This window comes from Lacrimispora algidixylanolytica, assembly GCF_003609635.1.
GTDB classification, from domain to species: Bacteria; Bacillota; Clostridia; order Lachnospirales; family Lachnospiraceae; genus Lacrimispora; species Lacrimispora algidixylanolytica.
Genome location: NZ_MCIA01000003.1, coordinates 172844 through 195738 on the forward strand (window position 1 = coordinate 172844; position 22895 = coordinate 195738).

Consider the following 22895-nt stretch of genomic DNA (forward strand, 5'->3'; position numbering starts at 1 on the left):
CAGGGGAGGCAATCGGAATTGCCTCCCCTTTTTAACAAAGATGGGAGGGGCTTCATGAACATTAAAATAAAAGGATCCAGACGGGAGAGAAGTGAATTTCTATGGGGGTGGTTGTTTCTTTTGCCTACCATGGCAGGTCTGATCATTCTAAACATCATCCCAATCATACAGACTGTATATCAAAGCTTTTTTAAGACCGGGGCATTTGGACGGGGCAATGTTTTTGTAGGTCTTCAAAACTATGAGAAACTTTTTACCGACTCCTTGGTATGGCAGGCGTTAATGAATACCTTCAAATATGCTTTGGTGGAAGTGCCTTTTTCCATTGTTATCGCTCTTTTACTGGCTGTTTTAATGGATGGGAAGATTCGGGGAAAGTCCGCATGGAGAACCATCTACTTTCTCCCAATGGTAGCAGCTCCGGCAGCAGTTGCCATGGTATGGAGATGGCTTTATAACTCAGAGTTTGGTCTTTTTAACCACCTGCTTAACAGTCTTGGGTTATCTTCTGTCAACTGGATCTCAAATCCCTCCACCGCTTACATCTCTGTGGCAGTTGTGGGAATTTGGTCAATCATTGGTTATAACATGGTACTTTTTATCGCTGGATTAAAAGAGATTCCTAGAGATTATTATGAAGCTTCCCAGATAGACGGTGCAGGAGGCGTGAAACAGTTTTTCTACATCACCCTTCCCCTCATATCTCCAACCATGTTTTTTGTTGCAGTTACAAGAATCATTGGAGCCATGCAGGTATTTGACAGCATTTATATGATGATGGATAAAAGCAATCCGGCTCTTGTTAAAACCCAGTCCCTGGTGTATCTATTTTATCGATACTCCTTTGTGGAAGGGAACAAAGGGTATGGCTCATCCATTGTCTTGCTTCTATTAGTTGTCATCTTATTGATTACGGTCATTCAGATGGTGTGTCAGAAGAAATGGGTTAATTACAGCTAATAAGAGGAGGAAGGAAGAAAGATGGATAAGAGCAGAAAAATAAGGGAGAGCCTTATTTACGTGATCCTCTTTACAGGATCTGTCACCATGCTGGTGCCTTTTATATGGATGATATTAACCGCATTTAAAAGTACTTCTGAATCCACCCAGATGAACCCGTTTATCATTTTCCCTGGGGTCTGGAGAAAGGATGCCTTTATATCGGTTTTAAGCAAGATGAATTTTCTACGATTATACTGGAACACCCTTGTTTTAATTCTTGGAAGAGTGGTGTGTGCGGTATTGACGGCGACCATGGCAGGTTATGCTTTTGGACGGCTTCATTTTAAAGGAAGGAACTTAGCATTTTCCCTGGTTCTCTTTCAAATGATGGTTCCCACACAGATATTCATTATCCCCCAGTACCTTATGGTAAGCCGCTTAGGAGCGCTTAATACCTGGTTTGGGCTTCTCTTTCCAGGATTAGTTACCGCCTTTGGCACCTTCCTTCTCCGCCAGGCTTATATGGGCCTTCCGGCATCCTTAGAGGAAGCGGCCAGATTAGATGGCTGTAACATCGGGCAGACATTCCTTCATGTGATGGCGCCCCTTACAAAGTCCTCCATGGTAGCTCTTGGAATCTTTACCGCATTGTTCGCTTTTAAGGATCTGATGTGGCCGTTGGTTGTGAATACAGAGCAAAACACCATGCCTTTATCTGCAGCCCTTGCAAAGCTGCAAGGACAGTTTGTAGCAAATTATCCGGAATTAATGGCAGCTTCCTTGCTGGCCTGCATTCCGATGGTTGTAATATACCTCTTATTTCAGAAACAGTTCATTGATGGAATTGCCACATCTGGAGGAAAATTGTAAAAGGAGCTTATACTATGTCAATCATTTACCACGAAGAAGTCAGAGAGTTTCACCTTTGCAACGAATATTTCAGCTATATCATTCAGGTCATGGGAAATGGCCAGTTGGGAAATCTTTATTTTGGAAAGAGAGTTACAGATAGAGAATCCTTTTCCTATCTATTTGAAACCGGAGAACGCCCTCACGCAGCCATTAGCTGTTCTGAGCCAGTGGATCTTTGTCTTGAGTATACAAAGCAGGAATATCCTGCCTATGGAACTGGAGATTATCGGTACGGAGCCTGCGTCATAAGACAGGAAAATGGCAGCAGAACCATTGGATTTACTTATCAGTCCCACTCAATTATCAAAGGGAAACCTTCTATCTTACCCCTTCCCTCCACCTATGTGGAAGAGGAGGAGGAAGCGGAGACATTAAGCATTCAACTTTACGATGAAGTCATGGATACAGATTTGATTCTCACCTACACCATCTATAAAGAGTTACCTGTGCTTACGAGAAATGCCAGGTTTGAGCATCACGGCAAAGAGGAAATTCTCCTTACCACTGCCATGAGCGGTTCTATAGACCTTCCAGACAGCCAATACGAGATGATTCAGTTATCCGGCGCATGGTCCAGGGAACGTTATATTAAAAGACGTCCTTTGGAACAGGGGATTCAGTCTGTTTATAGCATGAGAGGAATTAGTAGCGCAGAGCACAATCCTTTTATTGCCCTAGCAAGAAAAGAGACCACAGAATCAAGTGGGGAAGTATATGGATTCAGTCTGGTTTACAGCGGAAGCTTCTTAGGTCAGGTTGAAGTTTGCTCTCATGACACAGCGAGAGTGCTTATGGGAATTCACCCAGATACCTTGGAATGGCCATTACAGGGAGGAGAGTCCTTTCAGACACCAGAGCTGGTTATGGTATATTCCAATCAGGGCTTGTCCCATATGAGCCAGGTGTACCACCGCCTTTACCGAACCCGCCTTGCAAGGGGGTACTGGAGAGACAAAGAGCGTCCTGTATTGTTAAATAACTGGGAAGCCACCTACATGGATTTTAATGAGGAAAAGATCTTATCCATAGCAAAAAAGGCCAAGGAAACCGGAGTCGAGTTGTTTGTGTTAGATGACGGCTGGTTCGGGGAAAGAAACGACGATCACAGAAGTCTTGGAGACTGGTTTGTGAACAAAGAGAAGCTTCCAGGAGGCATCAAAGGACTTTCTGAAAAGATAGAAGAATTAGGCTTAAGCTTTGGCCTTTGGATTGAGCCAGAGATGGTCAATAAAAACAGCCGATTTTATGAAGCCCACCCAGATTGGATCATATCCACACCGGGGCGTTTTGAAACCCCTAGCAGAAACCAGCATGTGCTTGATTTCTCCAGGATAGAGGTAATTGATGCAGTTTATACCATGTTAAAGGATGTCATTGGAAACGCTAAGATTTCTTACATCAAATGGGATATGAATCGGTACCTGACCGAGTGCTTCTCCAGAGGAGTTGATTCCAAACATCAGGGAATGGTCATGCACAAATACATTTTGGGAGTATATGAGCTTTATACAAGGCTGATTCGGGATTTTCCAAAGATACTGTTTGAATCCTGCGCAAGCGGAGGGGCCAGATTTGATCCAGGACTACTTTTCTTTGCTCCCCAGGCCTGGTGCAGTGACAACACAGATGCCATAGACCGTTTGAAAATCCAATACGGAACCACTATGGTATATCCAATCTCCAGCATTGGGGCCCATATTTCAGCAGTACCAAACCACCAGATTCACCGTGTTACAGACTTAAAGACAAGGGGAGATGTCGCCTTGTTTGGAGCCTTTGGGTATGAGCTTGATTTAAATAGCCTCACGCCAGAAGAGGTTGAAGTAGTAAAGGAACAGATTGCCTTTTATAAGGAAAACAGAGCGCTTCTCCATCAAGGAACCTTCCATCGACTGAAAAGTCCGTTTGAGGGTAATGATACAGCCTGGATGGTGGTATCCCATGAGAAAGACCGTGCCATTGCTGCTTATTATCAGGTGTTAAATCCTGCCAATGCCGGCTGGCTCAGATTAAAACTCACAGGACTTTTAGAGGAGATGGCATATAAAGTCACCATATGGGATAAGGAAGAGGTCTTTACAGGAAGCCAGTTAATGTATGCTGGAATCCCAATTGATAGAGTCCGTTTTTCAAAAGACAGGGGAGACTTTGCATCCGTTCTAATTATGATAGAAAAAGCAGTGAAATAAAATATTAAGGGGTTGTGAGATAATTATTTTCCCACAGCCCCTTATATTAATCATTTGAAACTTCTGGTCGGGGATTGATATGACGTTCTCCCCACTGAGACATCATGTCAAGAATCGGTGTGAGGGTTTCTCCATCTTTGGTAAGAGAGTACTCTACTTTAGGGGGAACCTCATTGTATTGTTCTCGATGAACCAAACCATCCGCCTCCAACTCTTTTAGCTGCTTGCTTAAGGTTCTGTGTGCAATGGGTTGCAGATCATCCCACAAACGATTATATCGCATCACTTTGCATTTGTAGAGCTTGTATAGTATGACCCACTTCCATTTCCCTTCAATCTTAGAAATCGTGTAGTAGATGGGACAATTTCCAAATTTCGCATCAAAATCCATGCTCCTACTCCTATACTTACAAAAAGTTTAGTATATAACATAAATGTTCATACTTGTAAGTTGTAATACTATCATATAAACTTTAAGTGTCCTTGTCAAATATATGATAAGAAAAGACAGGTGATAGAGATGGTTTCATACAGGAGGTTTATGATGAGAGCAATGATACACGCAGGGGCAGAGGGTATCAAAGGGTTACAATATACAAAACAAGCAGACAGAGATCCCCAAAAGGGTGAGGTTAAGATAAGATTAAAGACTGCGGGATTAAATCATCGGGATTTGTTCCTAATGAATTCCAGGGGACATGGGGAGGTTCCTTTCATACCTGGTTCCGATGGGGCAGGCATGATTGAAGCAATTGGAGAGGGAGTAACCAATGGAACCATTGGTGATGAGGTTATCATTAATCCTTGTCTGGGCTGGGAGTACATGAACCAGGTTCCAGTAGTGCCTGGTATATTAGGAGGGCCAACAGACGGTACTTTGGCGGAATCTGTTATCATCCCTCAGCAAAATGCACTGAGAAAACCTTCTTATTTATCCTGGGAGGAGGCTGGTGTATTATCCTTAGCGCCACTCACCGCCTATCGTGCCCTATTTACAAGAGGAAATCTTAAGCCAGGGGAGCACGTACTGATTCCAGGAATTGGTGGAGGCGTTGCTACCTTTGCCGCACTTATGGCATCTGCAATCGGCGCAGAGGTGAGTGTAACGTCACGAAGTGAAGAAAAGTTAAAGTCTGTGCAACAAATGCCCATCACTCAAGCTTTTGATAGCCATAGCAACTGGAAAGAGCGTTTGGGAAGTGGTTCCATTGATCTTATATTAGACAGCATTGGGCCAGCAACCTTTCACCAATATTTTGATGTAATTAAACCCAATGGAAGAATTGTAATGTTTGGAGCTAGTTCGGGGGATGAGATTACAATCCCAGCTAGAGCCATATTCTTTCCTCAGATTACCATTGCCGGAACTTCTATGGGCAGTGGGGAAGAATATAAATCCATGTTAGAGTTTATGACACAACATTCCATTCATCCCATTATGGATTCTACCTATGATTTAAAAGATACCGTATCCGCATATGAGCGAATGGAGAGAAGTGGGCAGTTAGGTAATATTGCTATTTTAATCCCACAAGATTAAGATTGATTTTAGGATTCTTTTAGACGCATGATATGCAAGAAAGCACGTAGCACAGCCTGCTATGTTGCTTTCTCCTGTTGTCTTTTATAACTTTAAGTGAAGCCTAAGCAATTCATTTTATAAAATGGAGTTGCGCATGCAAATAACTTGTGATATGCTTTTTTTATCAATCTCAAAGTCCTTGAAAAAGGATTCATAGACCGCAAAAGGAAATATATTCTTATTACAAGGCTGTGGACAACAGTTTTTTTTATTGCAGAATTTTATGGATGAAGGCATGAATCAGAAAGAACTCAAGTTCTTTGGCTAGAGCGATAGGAAAGGAATTATACATGATATGGAACAAAAGAAAATGACACACGAAGCCAATCCACTAGGGTATCAGCCCATTGGGAAGCTACTCATGCAGTTTGCAATGCCTGCCATTATCGCCATGCTGGTAAACTCAATTTATAACATCGTTGACCAGATTTTTATCGGTCAGGGGGTTGGATATCTTGGAAATGCAGCTACCACCATTGCATTCCCAGTTGTAACCATTGTACTTGCCCTGTCTACCCTTCTTGGAGCGGGCGGAAGTGCCTATGCTGCCATCAAGCTGGGAGAAAAAAAGGAGCAAGAAGCAGAAAAGACATTGGGAACGGTATTGGTATTAACCCTAGTTTTCAGTGCTGTGGTTATGATTTTAAGCTTTATGTTTATGACTCCGATGTTAAAACTGTTTGGTGCGACGGAAAACACCATGATTTATGCCAGACAGTATACGACTGTTATGCTGATTGGTACGCCTTTTAACATGATTGGTGTGGTATTAAGCAATATGGCTAGAACGGACGGAAGTCCTGCTTTATCCATGTATGCCATCTTAGTAGGAGCAGTCATTAATACAATTTTAAATCCTATTTATATCTTTGTTTTTCACTGGGGAGTAAGTGGTTCTGCCTTTGCTACCATCACATCTCAGTTTATCTCTGCGGCATTTTTAGCTTCCTATTTTATATACAAAGGAAAGCACATGAGATTTCGCAGAAGTAATATGAAAGTTGACCCTATTATCTTGCGGTCAGCCCTTTCTCTTGGAATGTCAAGCGGAATCACTCAGGTGGCCTCAACCATTCTTCAGGTAGTTTTAAATAACTCTTTGATCTACTACGGAAACCATTCCGAAGTAGGAGGAGATGTTGCTTTAAGCGCCATGGGAATTGTAAATAAGATTGGTATGATGTTGGTTTCCATCTGTATTGGAATCGGAATTGGCTCCCAGCCGATTATGGGTTACAATAAAGGAGCGGGACAATATAAGCGAGTGAGAAAAACCTTCATTTTGGCTGCCGTAGCCTCAACCTCAATCTCTTTTGTAGGTTGGCTCTCCTGTCAGATATTCCCAGGTCCGATTTTAAGTGTGTTTGGCTCTCAGGATGCGGAGTTTTCCTATTTTGCCATTCGCTGCCTTAAGGTGTACATGCTTGGTATCTTTGCTGCGGGCTTCCAGGTAATTGCCACCAGCTATTTCCAATCCACCGGGCAGCCGTTAAAGGCTTCTATATTATCCATGCTTCGCCAGCTTCTGCTTCTGATTCCTTTGGTTTTAATTCTGCCTCTTCATTTCGGGCTAAATGGAATCTTGTACGCAGGGCCGATTGCTGATATTACATCGGCCATCATTGTCACACAGTTTGTTATTTACGAGATGAGAAAGCTTAATAAAATCTGCAAAGATTGTTAATGCCGCCAGGCGTGGAAGGGGAGTTTGAACCATGAGTTTAAAAGCAGAGATGACAAAGCTTTTTGCAAAATTGGGAAAAGCGGATAGGAAGATGGCACTTGATTTGGAACATCCAAAACGGGGAAGCTATGAATTGGATCTTTTAAACTTCACCAAAAAAGTACGGGTAAAGACGTTTGATGTCAATGGCTTTTACGGTGTTACCATTAACAGCAGTTACCCTAAGGATGCCCATATTCTTATGCTTCCAGGAGGTGCCTATACCTTGGAGCCGGATCAAAGAATTCGGGAAATCGCCGAACATTTTGCCGTTATGGAAGGGTTTCGCGTATCCATCTTTCAATATCCACTGGCTCCCGAATACACGGCTTTGGCAGCGCATCAGTGTCTCATGGAGGCATATGAGGGCTTAATAAAGGAATACCCAAAGGATACTTTTTACCTGTTTGGAGATTTCTCTGGAGGAGGTCTTGCCTTGTCCTTTTTACAGGAACTGCGAGACCGAGGTGATCTTCCCATGCCTCATAAGACAGCGGTGGTATCCCCTTGGCTTGATATCGCGTTAAATAATCCAAAGATAAAGTTGTTTCAAAAAACGGATTTTATTCTTCCTGTAGAGGAGTTGCGCGTGGCAGGAGGGAAGTACTGCGGACCTCTTGAAACCGATCATCCCTTTGTCTCACCCCTATATGGAGACTGGAATCACCTAGGCCCCATTCTTGTATTTTCAGGGACAGAGGAGATTATGACTCCCGACTGCGAGCTTTTGGCAGAGAAGGCAGGTAAGTTAGAAGGAACTGATATCATCTATAAGAAGGGTGCAGGTATGTTTCATAACTGGATTAAGGTTCCCAGTAAGGAGACCGATGGGACATTTAAACTGATTTGTTCTTTTTATCTAGATGAGGCTTAAGAATTTATTTAATATATTGCAGTTATAAAAAACCCCGCAATTGCTGGTTCAGTATGAGATACTGCCTGGCAATTGCGGGGCTTTTCTTATTGTTTCTTTAATAGAATCAAAGTGTCTTCCTGAAAGCTGTGCATCAATACTCTGGTGCTGGCTTCTGTGACGCAAATTCCTACCTTGGAAACGCTTCGATTGGATAGGTTAATTGCTTTTGCCTGATACCCATGGAGTTCCTTTTTTATTAAAAGCTCCGTAGGATATGGCATATAGATCAAATACTCTTCCTCAGTGGTCATGGCCATTCGAATATCAGAGGATTTTTCCTCCAAAAGATCAGAGACTGGTATTAGCTCATCAACAACCATTTCTTTCATGAAATCGGCTATATATCCATAATCCCAGGCTCCCGGGAATAATAACGCTTCTTGCATGGGAAAAGATTGATCAAAGCCTTCTCCCATCACGGGATTGGGCTGCTTGCCGCTTTTTTTCCAGTTCCATACGCCATGAGCGCCATAGGTGACCCCTGCACAGGCTCCGGACAAAAGACTGCTCCATGCGGCTTTACGAATGTCAAATGGTTGGAATCTGCCATACATGTTTCTGCTAAATCCCATTTGTTCGTAGCAAGGTTCTGCGTTGATCACTGGTTTTTTGGGATAATCTCCATAGAATTTTTCTGCCAGTAAGTATGCCATTTGCTGACCGTCTGCATTGTGTCCGGATTGGAACATATAAAAACTGATCCGATCTAAAAAGGTTTCCGGGATATAATCATATCCCCGTTTAATATGCATTGCCTTTAAAGAATCCGGTGATATGAGACATGCCTCAGATAAAGCTGCTTCGTAGTAATCAATGGATTCCGGGGTATCAAAGTCAGTATCTCCACTTACCATATAAATCGGTTCAAATTCCTCAAATTCTTCAATCACCTTACGAGTATAAGGCTTTATAAAATCCTTTGGCATAATGTAGTCCTTAGAGAGCCTGCTTCCCCAGGTTCCAGGAACGAAATTAAGCCATAAGATTACAAGGGCTAACTGAAAGCCTTTCTCCCTTGCCATGTTGCACATGATCTTTGCTCGGTCAAAATAAGCCTCATTCCATTTGGTATAATCAAATGTGATTCCATCTGGTGTTTCAAAGGGATAGACACCCACATCGGACATGCAGCGGTCCCACTGAGGCATTATGTTAATCTGCAGTACAGTAAAGCCCTGTGACCAGCGTTTCTCCAGGTAAAATTCCCATTCATCCATTGTGGCAGAAGTAAAGGCACTCCAAACGGTATCTGCAAGATAAAAGAATCTTTGCCCGTCCAGTAAAAAAGTTCTTCCGTTTTCGTTTATCTTAAGCCTGCTCATTGGGGCCTCCATTTCTTTATTTTCTTGAGATACAGTTTAGTACGATATCACCTGCGGTTGCATGTTTGCTAGTTGATGGCACTATTTCTTCATAATCTCTGGAGTTCGTGACCAGAACCATTGTAGTTACATTATAACTCTCTGATTTTAAAGATTCCATATCCGCTTTGATAAGAACGTCGCCGTCCTTTACCTCATCGCCGTCTTTTACCTGGAGCTCAAAATACTTTCCTCCAAGCTTTACCGTATCAATCCCGATATGAACAAATACTTCTGCTCCAAGATTGGTCCGAATCCCAACTGCATGTGGGTATGCGGTAATAACCTTACCAGAACAAGGTGCAAAAATAGTTCCGGAATCTGGTATCACAGCAACTCCCTGACCCAAGGTACCCGAGGCAAATACTTCATCAGGAACCTCTGATAATGCAATCACAGTTCCGCCTACTGGTGATTTGATAAATTCGTCATGGACTTCTTCTTTTACAGCAGGTGTAGCTGTTTTATTATTGTCTAAAAGCATGCTGTCATCAAATCCAAACAAGTAGGTGCAGATAGCAGATCCAATGTATGCAATCCCGCAAGCCACACAGAATCCTGTAAAACCAACACCGATGTAGCCGGTCAAGGTTAGAAGGCTGGTACCAAGCAGTGCGGGCGCACCAGCACCAACGGCAGCAGTAATGGCTCCTGCGATACCGGAAAAGAATGCTCCAATGAAAAATGGTTTTTTATATTTTAAGGTAATCCCGTAAATAGCTGGTTCTGTAATGCCAGCAAGAACAGCGGAGATGGCTGCTGGTCCAGCAATATCTTTTACTTTTTTATCTTTTGTCTTTAAAAACACTCCAAGAGTGGCGCCTGCCTGAGCAAAGTTATTTGGACCTGTAATGGTAAACAGGGTATCTCTGCCATATTGAGTGATGTTGTTAATTACGATTGGTACGAATCCCCAGTGAAGGCCAAACATAACAGCAGCCGGCCAGATAAGACCCAGGACAAAACCAGCAATAATTGGGTTCACGCCTACAATTGTCATATATCCTCCAGCCAGTAACTTTCCTGCATAATCGGCAATGGGACCAATCACAAGATAAGTAGCAGGTACCATAACTGCCAGAGAGATTAGTGGGGTAAATATATTTTTAATGACTCCTGGTAGTATCTTCTTTAACCCTTTTTCCAGCTTAGAGAGAACATAAACGGAAAGTATAATGGGAATTACCGAGGAAGTGTAGCTTACCAGGACCACTGGAATACCTAAAAAGGTTAACGCCTCTTTTGCAGAAAAAGCGGCCGTTAGATTCGGATAAACCAAAGCGGAGGCAATACCAACAGATACAAATAAATCTGCGTTAAATTTTTTGGCAGAAGTATAAGCAAGGAATAGAGGCAGGAATGTGAAGATTCCGTCTGCAGCAGCAAATAAAATCCGGTAGGTTCCCATATCATTGGTTAGCCATCCCATAGTGGTACATAAGATAAGAATTCCTTTTAATAAACCAGCTCCAGCCATGGCCCCAAGTGTGGGAGCAAAGATGCCGGATACTGTGCTCATAAACAGGTTAATGAGGTTTTTGTCCTTTACTTCAGTGTCATTGCCACCCTCATCCCCTGATTTAACATCTGTAACCCGGATAATGGTATTGTAAACATCGCCCACAGCATTGCCGATTACGACCTGAATCTGTCCTCCAGCCTCTACTACGGTAATGACGTGCTCTGTTTGCTTTAGTTTTTCTTTATTGACCTTGGAACTGTCCGCCACCCGAAAACGAAGTCTGGTTGCGCAATGGACCAGGGAGATAACATTTTCAGCACCACCTACATTGGCAACGATTTGCTTTGCCAGTTCATCATAATTTTTATTAGCCATAATTTTACCCTCCTGTGATATGAAGCACCCCATACAGTACCTCTGTATGACTCTTTGTAAGTTCATACTAACATCACCAATATCTCGGTTCAATCCCCATGGACTTTTTCTCTATCTGTGTTAAAATACCACATGAAAATGAAAACTATTTTAATTTTTTTGTGCATATCACCCATACATTTAAATTTTCTTTAAATGCATGGGTGATATGTTAGTGGTAAATGTATTTCTTTTTATCAAATACGCTGTCACCCTCGATGAGTCTGGTCCGGTAATATACCCTTATGGTTTCCTCTTCTGGTTCCGTAAGACGACGAATGAGATGTTTTATGCCAGACATATGTCTTCTGGTATGAGTCCCTTTAATCAAGGTCAGATTAAGTCCGGGTATGCTCTGTATGGGAAGAGAGTCAAATCCAATGAGAGAGATTTCTCTTGGTATTTTAATATTTCGTTCCAGGAGAGCCTTTGTAGCTCCCAAGGTGATGACAGAGCTTTCTAAAACAAAGGCAGTGGTCTTAATCAGTCCCCGGTCAAGATACTGATTCATAGCTTCATAAACGGCCTGTACCGTATCTCCAAGGCGAAGCATCCGGTTGGTCCCATCCCCGCACTGTCGTATCTCCATTTCTTCTATAAATGCTTTTCTGCGTTCTGAAAAATTAAAGATATCAACAGATTGGGCCAGATACACAATGTGGCTGTGCCCCTTATCCACCAGATAATCCACGCCTCGCCGTATACCTTCCCTGTTATCTACAAGGTAGCTGTCCACTCCCAGTTCATAAAATAAATTATCTCCAATCACAATAGGAATATTTAATTTAAGGAAGGGATAAATATCACTTTGTATCATCTCAGCAGCCATGAAATAAATTCCCTTGATATTGCGGTTTGTGATACTGGTTAAGAGTTCTTCCAGTTTTCCGTTTTTTTCATGATAGACTTCATAAGAAAAATGATATCCACTAAGGGCGCACTGAGCCTGCATATCATCAAATAAACGGGAACCAGGCTGGTTTGCGATCTGCTTTAATATGAGACCATGTTTGATGTAAGTTAAAAATAGTATGGTTCCTTTGTTCTCTGCATTCTGAATTTTTGTTTTCTCCTGATTTGTCCGTTCCATTTCTTCTAGATAATCAAAAACCCGTTTTCTGGTGGCTTCATTGACTCCTGGCTTATTGTTTAAAACGAGAGAGACCGTTGCAGGAGAAAGCAAAAGCGCTGACGCAATATCCTTTGATTTGATACGCATGATGATTTATCACCTCACTTTTTGAATTTTGGCTTATTTATAAGTTTACATAATCATAGATAGAGCATCATTCCATCGCTCTACATATTTACTTCGTTTCTCAAATTCCATGGATGGGGTATAGACTTCGTACTCCATCTGACCAAATAGTTCATCTTCCCTGCTAATGCCTGCTGCCAAACCTGCCAGATATGCGGCGCCGATGGCGGACAATTCTTCCTTCTTAGCAGCACGTAGTTTTTGCTGGGTGATATCACTTTGAAATTGCATCAATAAGCTGTTTTTAGTAGGTCCCCCATCTACGCATAGTTCTTTTAAATTGCAGCCGCTGTCTAATTCCATGGCGTGCAGCACATCCATCACCTGGAATGCAATGCTGTCTAAGGCAGCTTTTGCAATTTCTGCTCTCCCAGAAGTACGGCTCATTCCCCATAACATCGCCTTGGCATCTTCTTTCCAATAAGGGGCTCCAAGGCCAGTAAAAGCAGGGATTAATATGGTACCGTCCTCTGGATTGGCCGTGCGTGCCAGTTCCTCTGCTTCTGAGGCGGACGATATCAGTTTTAAATCGTTTTGAAGCCAGGAAATCACGGCACCGGCGTAATGGATATTGCCCTCCAGCACATACTCCACCTTTCCGTCAATACCCCAGGCAAGAGAGGTGGCAAGGCCTGCATTGCTAGTTACAAAGGAGCTTCCCACATTCATCATAATGGAAGATCCGGTTCCGTAGGTAGCTTTAGCCATTCCCTTACAGTGGCATTTTTGACCAAAGAGAGCAGCGTGAGAATCGCCCATCACTCCATGAATGGGAATTTTCTTATCCAGAAATCCATCAAAATCCGTATAGCCGTAACAGGCATTGCTGTCCATAACCTTTGGCAGAGCCGTCATAGGGATATGAAATAAACGACACAGTTCCTCATCCCAGCAAAGAGTATGAAGATTAAATAGCTGAGTGCGGGAGGCGTTGGAGTAATCCGTATAAAAGCTGTCTCCGTGAGTCAGTTTATAGACAAGCCAACTATCAATGGTTCCCAGGCAGTATGGCTCTTTTGGCTGGACTTTATGAAGAAGCCAGGCCATCTTTGCAGCCGGATAATAAGGAGATAGGGGAAGTCCTGTCTTCTTTTGAATTATTTCCTTCCAATCCATTCGTCGGTCCGCTTCTTCTTTTGCCCGGACACATTGCCAAACAACTGCGCGCTCCAAAGGATTTCCATTCTTATCCCATAGGGCAGTGGTTTCTCGCTGATTGCTGATTCCAACAGCTCCGATACTGGACGCGTCAATGCCTGCTTTTTTTACCACATCACGAGCCGAGCGTATGGTATTTTGATAGAGTTCCGATAAGTCATGGGACACCCAACCATGTTCGTTTATAATCTGCTGGTGACAATGGTCCGCTCTTCCAACAATGCGCCCTGTTTCATCAAATAAGACAGCTTTTGTTGCCTGGGTACTTTGGTCAATTGCAATTATATATTTCATTGCCTACCCCTCGCTTCTTGCCTTTTTAATAGCGGCAACCATTCCCTCATCATCCAAACCATAATGATGAAATATCTCATGATTGTTGCCAGAAATCAAGTGGCCGTCTGGCAAAGCTATGTTTATTACCTTTGTTTGACTGTCAGCGGCTACGATTTGAGCGACCATACTGCCAAGTCCTCCAAACAAAGAATGTTCCTCTACCGTAATGACCACATCTGCTTGACGAGCCGCCTGTCTGACCGCATCTTCATCTATGGGCTTTAAGCAGTACATGTCTAAGAGTCCTACCTCATAACCCTGCTTTTTAAGTTCCTTTTGTGCTTTCACTCCATAAGGAACCAGTTCCCCACAAGTAATGATAACCGCATCCTTGCCTTCTGCTAAAACTCCGGCACGGTTAAGGGTAAAGTCCATGGCTTCTCCATAGACATCCTCAGTCACAGACCGGCTGACCCTTACATATGCCGGTTTTTCATCCTTTAACAGTTCCTGGATTAAACAAGCTGTCTGAAACCGATCACTTGGAAGGTACACCCGCATATCTGGAAGACAGGCCATGGCAGCGATATCTTGAAGAGAGTGGTGTGTCATTCCAAGAGCCCCATAGCTAATTCCTCCGCTGATTCCAATTAAGGTCACATTGGTGCCGGAATAAGCAACGTCAACCTTAACCTGCTCATAGCTTCTGGTGGAAAGAAAGCTGGCAGGGGAGGCTGCAAATACTTTTTTGCCGCAGGAAGCCAGTCCGGCAGAAACAGAAACAAGATTTTGTTCTGCAATCCCAAGTTCGATGAACTGCTCTGGGTATGCCTGTGCAAAGGGGGCAAGAGAGGCCGAACCCCTGGAATCGGAACATGTTACAACAATACTTCGGTCATGATTAGCTGCTTCCATAAGGGTATCGCAAATTGCCTGACGGTTCGTTATATGGCTCATTGGAGCACCTCCTTCAATTCTTTCATTGCCATCTGGTACTGTTCTTCCTTTAGTACCCCATGATGCCACCCTTTCTGGTTTTCCATAAAGGAGACTCCTTTGCCTTTTACCGTATGAGCAATCACTGCAGTTGGCTGTCCTTTTACCAAAGCAGCCTGTTTATAAGCAGAAAGTAACTCCACACAGTCATTGCCATCCTCTACATCAATCACATTCCAGCCAAATGCTCTAAACTTAGCTCCCAAATCACTGGTACACATCACATCTTTGGTAGGTCCGCTGATTTGAAGTCCATTTAAATCAATGGTAGCACAAAGATTATCAAGTTTATAATGGGCAGCTGACATCATAGCCTCATAGTTAGAACCTTCTGCCATCTCGCCATCTCCCAGCACCACGTAGGTGCGGTAAGTCTTTTCATCCATTTTAGCGGCAAGAGCCATGCCAACGCCCAAAGAGAGTCCATGGCCTAATGACCCAGAATTAATCTCAATTCCTGGAACATCTGTATTGGGGTGACCGATGTATGGGGAACCAAAGGCACAAAAGGTATCAATGGCCTCCTGCTTATCAAAAAATCCTTTGTCACCAAGGACCATGTAAAGGGCGTCCACACAGTGGCCCTTGCTTAGAAGAAAACGGTCTCTATTCTCATCCTTTATATTTTCTGGGTTTATATTCATGACTTGATAATAAAGCACAGTTAAGATATCAATTACACTTAAATCCCCTCCCACATGACCAGCTTTGGAATGATAGATTTCTTCGATGATATCTCTGCGCAGTTCATATGCTTTTTCTTTCAGTCTTTCCATGTTTTCCTCCATTTCAGTCTATTCTCCACGGATATATGCTTTTATTTCATCATCATTGTCATCATAAAGATCCGGGGCAATTCCCAAATACTTGCAGGCCTCATAAAGAACTGGAACAACATCCTTATGGATGCCTACACAGTGATGGATATAAGGCCCCTCCACAATCTTTGCCTCCAAGCGCTTTAAGTTCTTTACTTCCACCCAGACATAAGTTCCTTTGGTGTAAGGGCCTTCGATTCCTTTGGCATTTCCAAGAAGGAGAGAGTACTCGCCGTTGTCTCCGTCAAACCGGCACAGGGTCATATCTCCAAGCTTTGCCTGGGCCTCTACCGCACCAGGGTGAGAAAAGGCAAGAGGATAGCCAATGGTTGGTTTGCAAGCGGCACAAGATACTGGCCATGGCCCGCAGTGCTGGAGAAGCTCTCCGTTATCATTATCTGGGTGGCGAACGGTCCAATCAGCAAAAAAGGTTCTGGTCTCATCCATTCCGGCTGCCTCACACATGATTGCAGTAATGGCACCGTGAATATCCGTTTCACATACCACGGGAAGACCTTCTTCGTTTAACAGGCTGTTGGCGGCGCAGGGCATGATACCAATTTCTGTTTGAAGGGCATTCCAACACTGGATTGCAATGGCATTACAGCCATAACGTTCTGCCAGCGCTTTCATAGCTGCTTTTAAGGCCGCAACCATTTCAAGCTCTTCATCCTTGATGGCAACGTTAAAATTCTCTCTGCAATATGCCATGATTTCCTTGATTTTTCCTTCGTCTTGTCTTACCTTTTTAATTTCTGCTGTTAATTCTGGCATAGGAATGGGGGCGAGCTGTATCTGGAACTTCTCTAAAAGCTCCCCTTCGTTGCACATGGTGGACCAGAAATCAAAAGGTCTGGGGCCGATTTGAAGAATTCTTGTTTTCCGAAATGTCTTTACAACGTTACATACGGCAAGGAAATTACGAATTCCCCGTTGGAACTCTTCATCCTCTAACCGGCAGTTGCATAAATAAGTAAATGGAATGCGAAACCTTCTTAACACCTTTCCGGTGGCAAAGAGTCCGCACTGACTGTCCCTTAAGCGTATCCCATCCTCATCTGGACGTTCATCTCTGGGACCCCATAAAAGTACGGGTACGTTAAGTTCTTTTGCAAGTCTGGCTACTTCATATTCCGTGCCAAAATTCCCGTGAGGAACGAATAGACCATCGACCTTTTTTTCTTTAAACCGTGCTTCGATCTTAATACGGTCTTCTTCCCTGTGCAGCAGCCCATCTTCAGAGATATCGTTGATATCTACAAAGGAAACGCCCAGTTCCTCTAATCGAGCCCTGGTTAAATCCGCATATTTTACCGCATCTGGAGCGGAAAAGATACTCCGCCTCGTGGGGGCAAAACCCAATACTACATTTGCCATAACATGACCTCCTGCCAATCATTTGATACTCCTATTATTTACTTATATTTACTAAATATCAATCGATAATTAAGCTTAATTTAGTGATTGATTGACTTAATTTACTTAATCTGATACAGTGTATTTAGTTGATTTACCAAAAGGAGGGTCAGAGATGTCCATGACTGCAAAAGAGCTTGCTAAGCTTCTAAATCTATCGGAAGCTGCCATATCCATGGCTCTTCATAATAAACCAGGGGTCAGTACCAGAACACGAAAAAAGGTGTTGGAGGCTGCAAAAGAAAACGGCTATGATTTTTCCAGAATAGAAGAGTCCTCCACGCAGAGTTCATATGAGGGAACGGTACATTTTATTATTTACAAGAAAAGTGGGGCCGTGGTGGGAGATACTCCATTTTTCTCTCAACTCTCTGAGGGGGTGGGGCTTGGTTTAAAAGAATTCCCTTACCACTTAAACGTTTCTTATCTTTACGGGGAGGACCGGGTGGAGAATCAACTTTCAGATCTGGTTCGCTCAGGAACCAAGGGAATTCTTTTGCTGGGAACGGAGATGTCGGAGCATGACTTTAAGCCATTTACAAAGCTTCCCATTCCACTTGTTGTGTTAGATACCAGCTTCGAAAATATTAGTACAAACTGTGTACTCATTGACAATGTACAAGGTGCATTTTTCGCAACTGACTATTTAATAAAAAAATGTAAGGCTCAACCCGGTTATCTACAGTCTTCCTATCCCATAACTAATTTTTTGGAACGATCTGACGGTTTTTATAAAGCGGTAAGGCAAAACGGCATGTCTTCTTCCAAAACCTTGGTCCATCGTCTTACTCCTTCTATGGAAGGGGCTTATGCGGACATGACCACACTTTTAGAGCAGGGAGAAGTTCCAGCCAGGTGTTATTTTGCAGATAATGATTTTATTGCCGCTGGTGCCATGAAAGCGTTTCGTGACTTTGGTTACCGGATCCCACAGGATGTGGCCATAGCTGGGTTTGATAATCTTCCTATTAGCACCATAATTGAACCACCGTTAACTACCATACATGTACCAAAGCAGAGTATTGGAATGTTGGCAGCCAGACGGCTGGTGGAGCTTATCGCGGATAAAATTCCAGATCCTGTCAAGATTCAAGTAGGAACCACTTTGATCCCGCGCAAATCCGTATAATTAGGAATAAAAATAAGCATGATTATAAAAAAGAAAGGTGCCATAATGCAACTATAATAAGCTGCTTTATGACACCTTTCCTTAATTTGTGATGAAGTAATATGAACAAAGGAACGGATTAAAGTTTGGATAAGGACTGAAGGGCATGACCTTCAATCAGCACCTCGTAATGTTCCTTGTAGTACGCTTCCGAAGCGTAGTCCTGACGAATCTTGGAGCCGTATTCTGCAAGCAGGTTGCAAATACGATTAAAGTTTGTAGTCTTGTCAGGAGTGTTGCGGAGTACCAGGAAATACTGTCTGGTAGCCGGCTTTTTATATAATGTATTCTCTCCGTCATAAACCTGTCCGATGGCCCTTGCGGCATCGGAAATCTGATCTAAACTTTGAAAACTATAGATTCGTATGGAGGAAGCACCAGTAGAGTCTTTTGGCTTTTCGGCTTCCGGTTCGTTCTTCTTATCGATTCCTAGTAGATTTAACAAACCGTCAGCGCCTTCTAATAGTTCGCTGGCCAGATCTCCTGGCATGGAATCCAAGTCTTCGTCTGTAGATGGTGAAAATTTTGCGAATCTTGTATCTAATTCTTCCGGATCTTCAATTTTAGTAATAACTAACATTACGCTTTCGTTGGATAATGGAATTGCTTCTACCATAAGAGGAATGTCTTCTGCTTCAAATCCCACTTCGTTAGAGGCTTTCTGAATCATCTCGCGGAACAGGTTGCGGGCTTTTTCACTGCCGTAAGCAAGCTCGCCTAAATTAAGGTTTCGGACACTTAAATCAAAGCTGGTAAGCGTACAACGGATCTGACTATCATTGATACGTTCTATCTTCATAGGATCACTTCCTGTTCTTTTAAAAAATAGTGAAAGAATATTTACATACTTCCTCAACATAACTATACTATATAATATAGCAAAAAGGCAATTACTATGTGAAAAAGTTTATATAAATTTAAGGTTTATATGCAAAAAACCGGGTATCCTATCTAATTACTGGGATTTTCCGGTTTTATTTTATTGGATTATTTTTATAATGATTTTAGCAAATATGAATTGATTTGTATACTTGATCTATCATTATTCCGAATTTATGTTCGTAATTAAAAGGAAAAAGTATTGTAAATTAAAATATGAAATGTTATCCTTTTGTTAAGGAACAATCGTGTCTCTGCAAGGGCGTTGGCCTCCCATAATACATAGATGGGAGGTGATGCGAATGAAGTATGACTTTAAGGACTTAATGGCCTTTGGCTCATTCGTTTTAGCATTACTTACCTTTATTTTTTATAATTGTAAGTAACGTTTTTTCTATATAATCCCTGAAAAGGGCATAGAAAAACCACCCTTGTATGCTTTGGCGAGTTGCTAGGGTGGAGTTTTCTATCTAGTATAAGGCCAACCCTTTGTAACGGGGCGGTTGTTTCTTTCTGATTTTACGTTACCACAGCTATAATCTTATGTCAATAGTTTAGTCGGAAACGAATACTTTTCTAAGAAGTTCTATGGTTGAATGACCTGCTGTTGATTATAATTAAATAATTTATCAAATACCAGTTGATAAATTTAAAATATAAAAAATTAAATGAGAAGAGAGGATATTGGACAGGCAGTAAGGAGGTGGCTGCTATAAACGCCGTTCTGTCTGGACAATATCAGCTATATGACATCTTGGGAGCCGGACAGGCAGGAACAGTTTTCCTGTAGGATCATTTAGAGCTTGAGGAATACCGTGCGATCAAGCGGGCACCCCAAATTTTTCTAAAATATGTCTTCCATAAATGATGTGTTATTTAAATATCCACAATCAATTTTGCAGTGAAAATTAGGGTGACGAGAATACACACTTGCTTTTGCTCTGCAATTAACTATTTCTGATTCTCTCACAGATTTGTCTATTGCATTCCCAAATTTCTTATACATGCTCTCACTCTCCTTTAAAATCCCTTGTAGATTAATTAATTCTAGTAGATTAATTTATACTAATTGCTACCACAGCGTATATCAGTACTATTATATGGAAAAAACCAGGATTTATCTTTGATACAGTTAAGAAAAGTAAAAGGGATTTTTATTGTTTAATCATTGTAATGCCTCCGGCATGTCCAGAATTACATACCCTCCAGCAGACGCCGGAGGGAAAAGTAGGTTAAAATGGAATTCCTCCTATTAGGAGCATCGATAGTAGCTCAAACTGTATCAAGAAGAATGTTGAATCAGTGGTAAAAAGAAGAACAGCAAAAGCGCGAAACAGAGCAAAGTTGATAAAGAAAATAATTTTTTAAAAACCAATTTTCCACTATCATCTCCCTCCTTGCTGAATCTCTCCACTGTCTTTAAACTAGTAATTTATCCAAAGCAGTTGGTTGATGGTTCGTCAGCTGCTTTGGATGATCTACTTCTTATGAAAATAACAATTCTAAGAGCTTATCTTTTCAATTAATACGGAAGCATTAGCATTTACTTGTGTTCCTCCAGCCAAAGTTTGTAACGTAACCGCAGCAGCACTTGTGTGATTTCGTATTGTTATGATATCGGCTATGGCAGCAGTAATAATTACCATACCTGGATTCGGTTGGGTTCCGGCTCCTGATCCATATATTGCTCCAGCAACGGGAGTTCCATTTTGAAAGACAGAAAATTGATTGGCTTCAACACCTGCGGCATAAAACAAAATCGAGTAGTCACCAGCGCTGCCAAATTGGATGGTAGATGTTCCGGGAGCGTGTGTTATGGTACCAACAATAATTCCGTTGTTACTAAATACTATATCTGCCTCTACAGCAACTACTTGAGCAGCGAGATTATAGATATAAGCATATTCGGATAATCCAGCGGTACCAATCGGCCCCGTGTCCCCGGTCGGTCCGGTAGGACCCGTACTACCGGTCGGTCCAGTAGGCCCCGTGTCGCCGGTCGGTCCAGTGGGCCCGGTGTCGCCGGTAGGTCCAGTGGGCCCCGTGTCACCGGTAGGTCCAGTAGGCCCGGTGTCGCCGGTAGGTCCGGTAGGCCCGGTGTCGCCGGTAGGTCCGGTAGGCCCGGTGTCGCCGGTAGGTCCGGTAGGCCCCGTGTCACCGGTAGGTCCAGTAGGCCCGGTGTCACCGGTGGGTCCGGTAGGCCCGGTATCGCCGGTCGGTCCTGTAGGCCCGGTGTCGCCGGTAGGTCCGGTAGGTCCGGTAGGCCCCGTGTCGCCAGTAGGTCCAGTAGGTCCGGTGCCACCGGTAGGTCCGGTAGGCCCGGTGTCACCGGTAGGTCCAGTAGGTCCGGTGTCGCCGGTAGGTCCAGTGTCACCAGTAGGTCCCGTGTCGCCGGTAGGTCCAGTAGGTCCAGTGTCACCAGTAGGTCCAGTAGGCCCTGTGTCACCGGTAGGTCCCGTGTCGCCGGTAGGTCCAGTAGGCCCAGTGTCGCCAGTCGGTCCAGTAGGCCCCGTGTCACCAGTAGGTCCAGTGTCACCAGTAGGTCCAGTAGGCCCCGTGTCACCGGTAGGTCCCGTGTCGCCGGTCGGTCCGGTAGGTCCAGTGTCGCCGGTAGGTCCAGTAGGCCCGGTGTCGCCGGTAGGTCCAGTGGGCCCAGTGTCCCCGGTCGGTCCAGTAGGCCCGGTGTCGCCGGTAGGTCCGGTAGGCCCCGTATCGCCGGTAGGTCCAGTAGGTCCAGTGTCGCCGGTAGGTCCGGTAGGTCCCGTGTCGCCGGTAGGTCCAGTGTCACCAGTAGGTCCAGTGTCACCAGTAGGTCCAGTGTCACCAGTAGGTCCAGTAGGCCCGGTGTCGCCGGTAGGTCCGGTAGGTCCAGTGTCGCCGGTAGGTCCAGTAGGCCCAGTGTCGCCAGTCGGTCCAGTAGGCCCCGTGTCACCGGTAGGTCCCGTGTCGCCGGTAGGTCCAGTAGGCCCGGTGTCGCCGGTAGGTCCGGTAGGTCCAGTGTCGCCGGTAGGTCCAGTAGGCCCAGTGTCGCCAGTCGGTCCAGTAGGCCCAGTGTCACCAGTAGGTCCCGTGTCACCGGTCGGTCCAGTAGGTCCAGTGTCACCAGTAGGTCCAGTAGGCCCCGTGTCACCGATAGGTCCCGTGTCCCCGGTCGGTCCGGTAGGTCCAGTGTCGCCGGTAGGTCCAGTAGGCCCGGTGTCGCCGGTAGGTCCAGTGGGCCCAGTGTCCCCGGTCGGTCCAGTAGGCCCGGTGTCGCCGGTAGGTCCGGTAGGCCCCGTATCGCCGGTAGGCCCGGTGTCACCAGTCGGTCCAGTAGGCCCGGTGTCGCCAGTAGGTCCAGTAGGCCCAGTGTCACCGGTAGGCCCAGTGTCACCGGTAGGCCCAGTGTCGCCGGTAGGTCCAGTGTCGCCGGTAGGTCCGGTAGG

Annotated in this window: 17 protein-coding genes and 1 pseudogene; 7 read left to right on the top strand and 11 right to left on the bottom strand. The window is 44.0% G+C overall.

Annotation, left to right across the window (positions count from 1 at the left end):
• The first annotated feature begins 54 nt into the window (after positions 1-54).
• Genes BET01_RS04210 through BET01_RS04220 form a run of 3 tightly spaced genes read left to right on the top strand, consistent with a single transcriptional unit; the run spans position 55 to position 4043 of the window.
• Positions 55-960 carry a carbohydrate ABC transporter permease gene (locus BET01_RS04210; RefSeq protein ID WP_120195512.1) on the top strand — a complete coding sequence of 302 codons (906 nt, stop codon included), beginning with the start codon at positions 55-57 and terminating at the stop codon, positions 958-960.
• Between the two features lie 21 nt (positions 961-981).
• On the top strand, positions 982-1812 hold the full coding sequence (locus tag BET01_RS04215; protein ID WP_120195513.1) for a carbohydrate ABC transporter permease: 831 nt from the start codon (positions 982-984) through the stop codon (positions 1810-1812).
• 14 nt (positions 1813-1826) lie between these two features.
• The gene (locus BET01_RS04220) at positions 1827-4043 is read left to right on the top strand and encodes an alpha-galactosidase (RefSeq protein ID WP_120195514.1); all 2217 of its coding nucleotides are present in this window, start codon (positions 1827-1829) and stop codon (positions 4041-4043) included.
• Positions 4044-4089: 46 nt separating this feature from the next.
• Here BET01_RS04220 and BET01_RS04225 read toward each other — a convergent pair whose 3' ends face one another.
• A complete protein-coding gene (locus tag BET01_RS04225) occupies positions 4090-4434 on the bottom strand; it encodes a winged helix-turn-helix transcriptional regulator (protein WP_120195515.1) in 345 nt (114 codons plus the stop codon).
• 150 nt (positions 4435-4584) lie between these two features.
• Here BET01_RS04225 and BET01_RS04230 point away from each other — a divergent pair, with 150 nt between their 5' ends.
• From BET01_RS04230 to BET01_RS04240, 3 genes are all read left to right on the top strand, one after another.
• On the top strand, positions 4585-5583 hold the full coding sequence (locus BET01_RS04230; protein WP_207667562.1) for a zinc-binding dehydrogenase: 999 nt from the start codon (positions 4585-4587) through the stop codon (positions 5581-5583).
• Between the two features lie 337 nt (positions 5584-5920).
• On the top strand, positions 5921-7309 hold the full coding sequence (locus BET01_RS04235; protein WP_120195517.1) for an MATE family efflux transporter: 1389 nt from the start codon (positions 5921-5923) through the stop codon (positions 7307-7309).
• Positions 7310-7340: 31 nt separating this feature from the next.
• Positions 7341-8222, top strand: coding sequence for an alpha/beta hydrolase fold domain-containing protein (locus BET01_RS04240; RefSeq protein WP_120195518.1), 882 nt, complete (start codon positions 7341-7343; stop codon positions 8220-8222).
• 86 nt (positions 8223-8308) lie between these two features.
• Here BET01_RS04240 and BET01_RS04245 read toward each other — a convergent pair whose 3' ends face one another.
• From BET01_RS04245 to BET01_RS04275, 7 genes are all read right to left on the bottom strand, one after another.
• A complete protein-coding gene (locus BET01_RS04245; RefSeq protein WP_120195519.1) occupies positions 8309-9586 on the bottom strand; it encodes an apiosidase-like domain-containing protein in 1278 nt (425 codons plus the stop codon).
• A 16-nt stretch (positions 9587-9602) separates the two neighbouring features.
• Positions 9603-11462 carry a beta-glucoside-specific PTS transporter subunit IIABC gene (locus BET01_RS04250; protein WP_120195520.1) on the bottom strand — a complete coding sequence of 620 codons (1860 nt, stop codon included), beginning with the start codon at positions 11460-11462 and terminating at the stop codon, positions 9603-9605.
• Between the two features lie 211 nt (positions 11463-11673).
• Positions 11674-12720 carry a LacI family DNA-binding transcriptional regulator gene (locus BET01_RS04255; RefSeq protein ID WP_120195521.1) on the bottom strand — a complete coding sequence of 349 codons (1047 nt, stop codon included), beginning with the start codon at positions 12718-12720 and terminating at the stop codon, positions 11674-11676.
• A 45-nt stretch (positions 12721-12765) separates the two neighbouring features.
• Positions 12766-14211 (bottom strand): FGGY-family carbohydrate kinase, encoded by a 1446-nt coding sequence (locus tag BET01_RS04260; RefSeq protein ID WP_120195522.1) that lies wholly within the window; start codon positions 14209-14211, stop codon positions 12766-12768.
• 3 nt (positions 14212-14214) lie between these two features.
• Positions 14215-15150, bottom strand: a complete 936-nt coding sequence (locus BET01_RS04265; RefSeq protein ID WP_120195523.1) for a transketolase family protein — start codon at positions 15148-15150, stop codon at positions 14215-14217.
• A complete protein-coding gene (locus BET01_RS04270) occupies positions 15147-15965 on the bottom strand; it encodes a transketolase (protein ID WP_120195536.1) in 819 nt (272 codons plus the stop codon). Before BET01_RS04270 ends, BET01_RS04265 begins: the two co-directional genes overlap by 4 nt.
• Positions 15966-15983: 18 nt before the next feature.
• Positions 15984-17384 carry an L-fucose/L-arabinose isomerase family protein gene (locus BET01_RS04275; protein WP_120195524.1) on the bottom strand — a complete coding sequence of 467 codons (1401 nt, stop codon included), beginning with the start codon at positions 17382-17384 and terminating at the stop codon, positions 15984-15986.
• A gap of 154 nt (positions 17385-17538) precedes the next feature.
• Here BET01_RS04275 and BET01_RS04280 point away from each other — a divergent pair, with 154 nt between their 5' ends.
• Entirely contained in the window at positions 17539-18552 is a 1014-nt protein-coding gene (locus BET01_RS04280) for a substrate-binding domain-containing protein (RefSeq protein WP_120195525.1), read from the top strand.
• Between the two features lie 118 nt (positions 18553-18670).
• Here BET01_RS04280 and BET01_RS04285 read toward each other — a convergent pair whose 3' ends face one another.
• The 3 genes and pseudogenes from BET01_RS04285 to BET01_RS21980 all read right to left on the bottom strand — a co-directional run.
• Entirely contained in the window at positions 18671-19390 is a 720-nt protein-coding gene (locus BET01_RS04285; RefSeq protein ID WP_120195526.1) for an adaptor protein MecA, read from the bottom strand.
• Between the two features lie 1582 nt (positions 19391-20972).
• The gene (locus BET01_RS21975; protein ID WP_243117116.1) at positions 20973-21227 is read right to left on the bottom strand and encodes a hypothetical protein; all 255 of its coding nucleotides are present in this window, start codon (positions 21225-21227) and stop codon (positions 20973-20975) included.
• 113 nt (positions 21228-21340) lie between these two features.
• Positions 21341-22895 (bottom strand): annotated as a pseudogene (locus tag BET01_RS21980) (hypothetical protein); the annotation flags it as partial.

Excerpts from the sequence above, each read along its gene's own strand:
- BET01_RS04230 (WP_207667562.1), top strand. The coding sequence starts at position 4,585 with ATGATGAGAGCAATGATACACGCAGGGGCAGAGGGTATCAAAGGGTTA.
- BET01_RS04235 (WP_120195517.1), top strand. The coding sequence starts at position 5,921 with ATGGAACAAAAGAAAATGACACACGAAGCCAATCCACTAGGGTATCAG.
- BET01_RS04285 (WP_120195526.1), bottom strand. The coding sequence starts at position 19,390 with ATGAAGATAGAACGTATCAATGATAGTCAGATCCGTTGTACGCTTACC.
- BET01_RS04250 (WP_120195520.1), bottom strand. The coding sequence starts at position 11,462 with ATGGCTAATAAAAATTATGATGAACTGGCAAAGCAAATCGTTGCCAAT.
- BET01_RS04220 (WP_120195514.1), top strand. The coding sequence starts at position 1,827 with ATGTCAATCATTTACCACGAAGAAGTCAGAGAGTTTCACCTTTGCAAC.
- BET01_RS04210 (WP_120195512.1), top strand. The coding sequence starts at position 55 with ATGAACATTAAAATAAAAGGATCCAGACGGGAGAGAAGTGAATTTCTA.
- BET01_RS04215 (WP_120195513.1), top strand. The coding sequence starts at position 982 with ATGGATAAGAGCAGAAAAATAAGGGAGAGCCTTATTTACGTGATCCTC.
- BET01_RS04225 (WP_120195515.1), bottom strand. The coding sequence starts at position 4,434 with ATGGATTTTGATGCGAAATTTGGAAATTGTCCCATCTACTACACGATT.
- BET01_RS04255 (WP_120195521.1), bottom strand. The coding sequence starts at position 12,720 with ATGCGTATCAAATCAAAGGATATTGCGTCAGCGCTTTTGCTTTCTCCT.
- BET01_RS04260 (WP_120195522.1), bottom strand. The coding sequence starts at position 14,211 with ATGAAATATATAATTGCAATTGACCAAAGTACCCAGGCAACAAAAGCT.
- BET01_RS04270 (WP_120195536.1), bottom strand. The coding sequence starts at position 15,965 with ATGGAAAGACTGAAAGAAAAAGCATATGAACTGCGCAGAGATATCATC.
- BET01_RS04275 (WP_120195524.1), bottom strand. The coding sequence starts at position 17,384 with ATGGCAAATGTAGTATTGGGTTTTGCCCCCACGAGGCGGAGTATCTTT.
- BET01_RS04280 (WP_120195525.1), top strand. The coding sequence starts at position 17,539 with ATGTCCATGACTGCAAAAGAGCTTGCTAAGCTTCTAAATCTATCGGAA.
- BET01_RS04265 (WP_120195523.1), bottom strand. The coding sequence starts at position 15,150 with ATGAGCCATATAACGAACCGTCAGGCAATTTGCGATACCCTTATGGAA.
- BET01_RS04240 (WP_120195518.1), top strand. The coding sequence starts at position 7,341 with ATGAGTTTAAAAGCAGAGATGACAAAGCTTTTTGCAAAATTGGGAAAA.
- BET01_RS04245 (WP_120195519.1), bottom strand. The coding sequence starts at position 9,586 with ATGAGCAGGCTTAAGATAAACGAAAACGGAAGAACTTTTTTACTGGAC.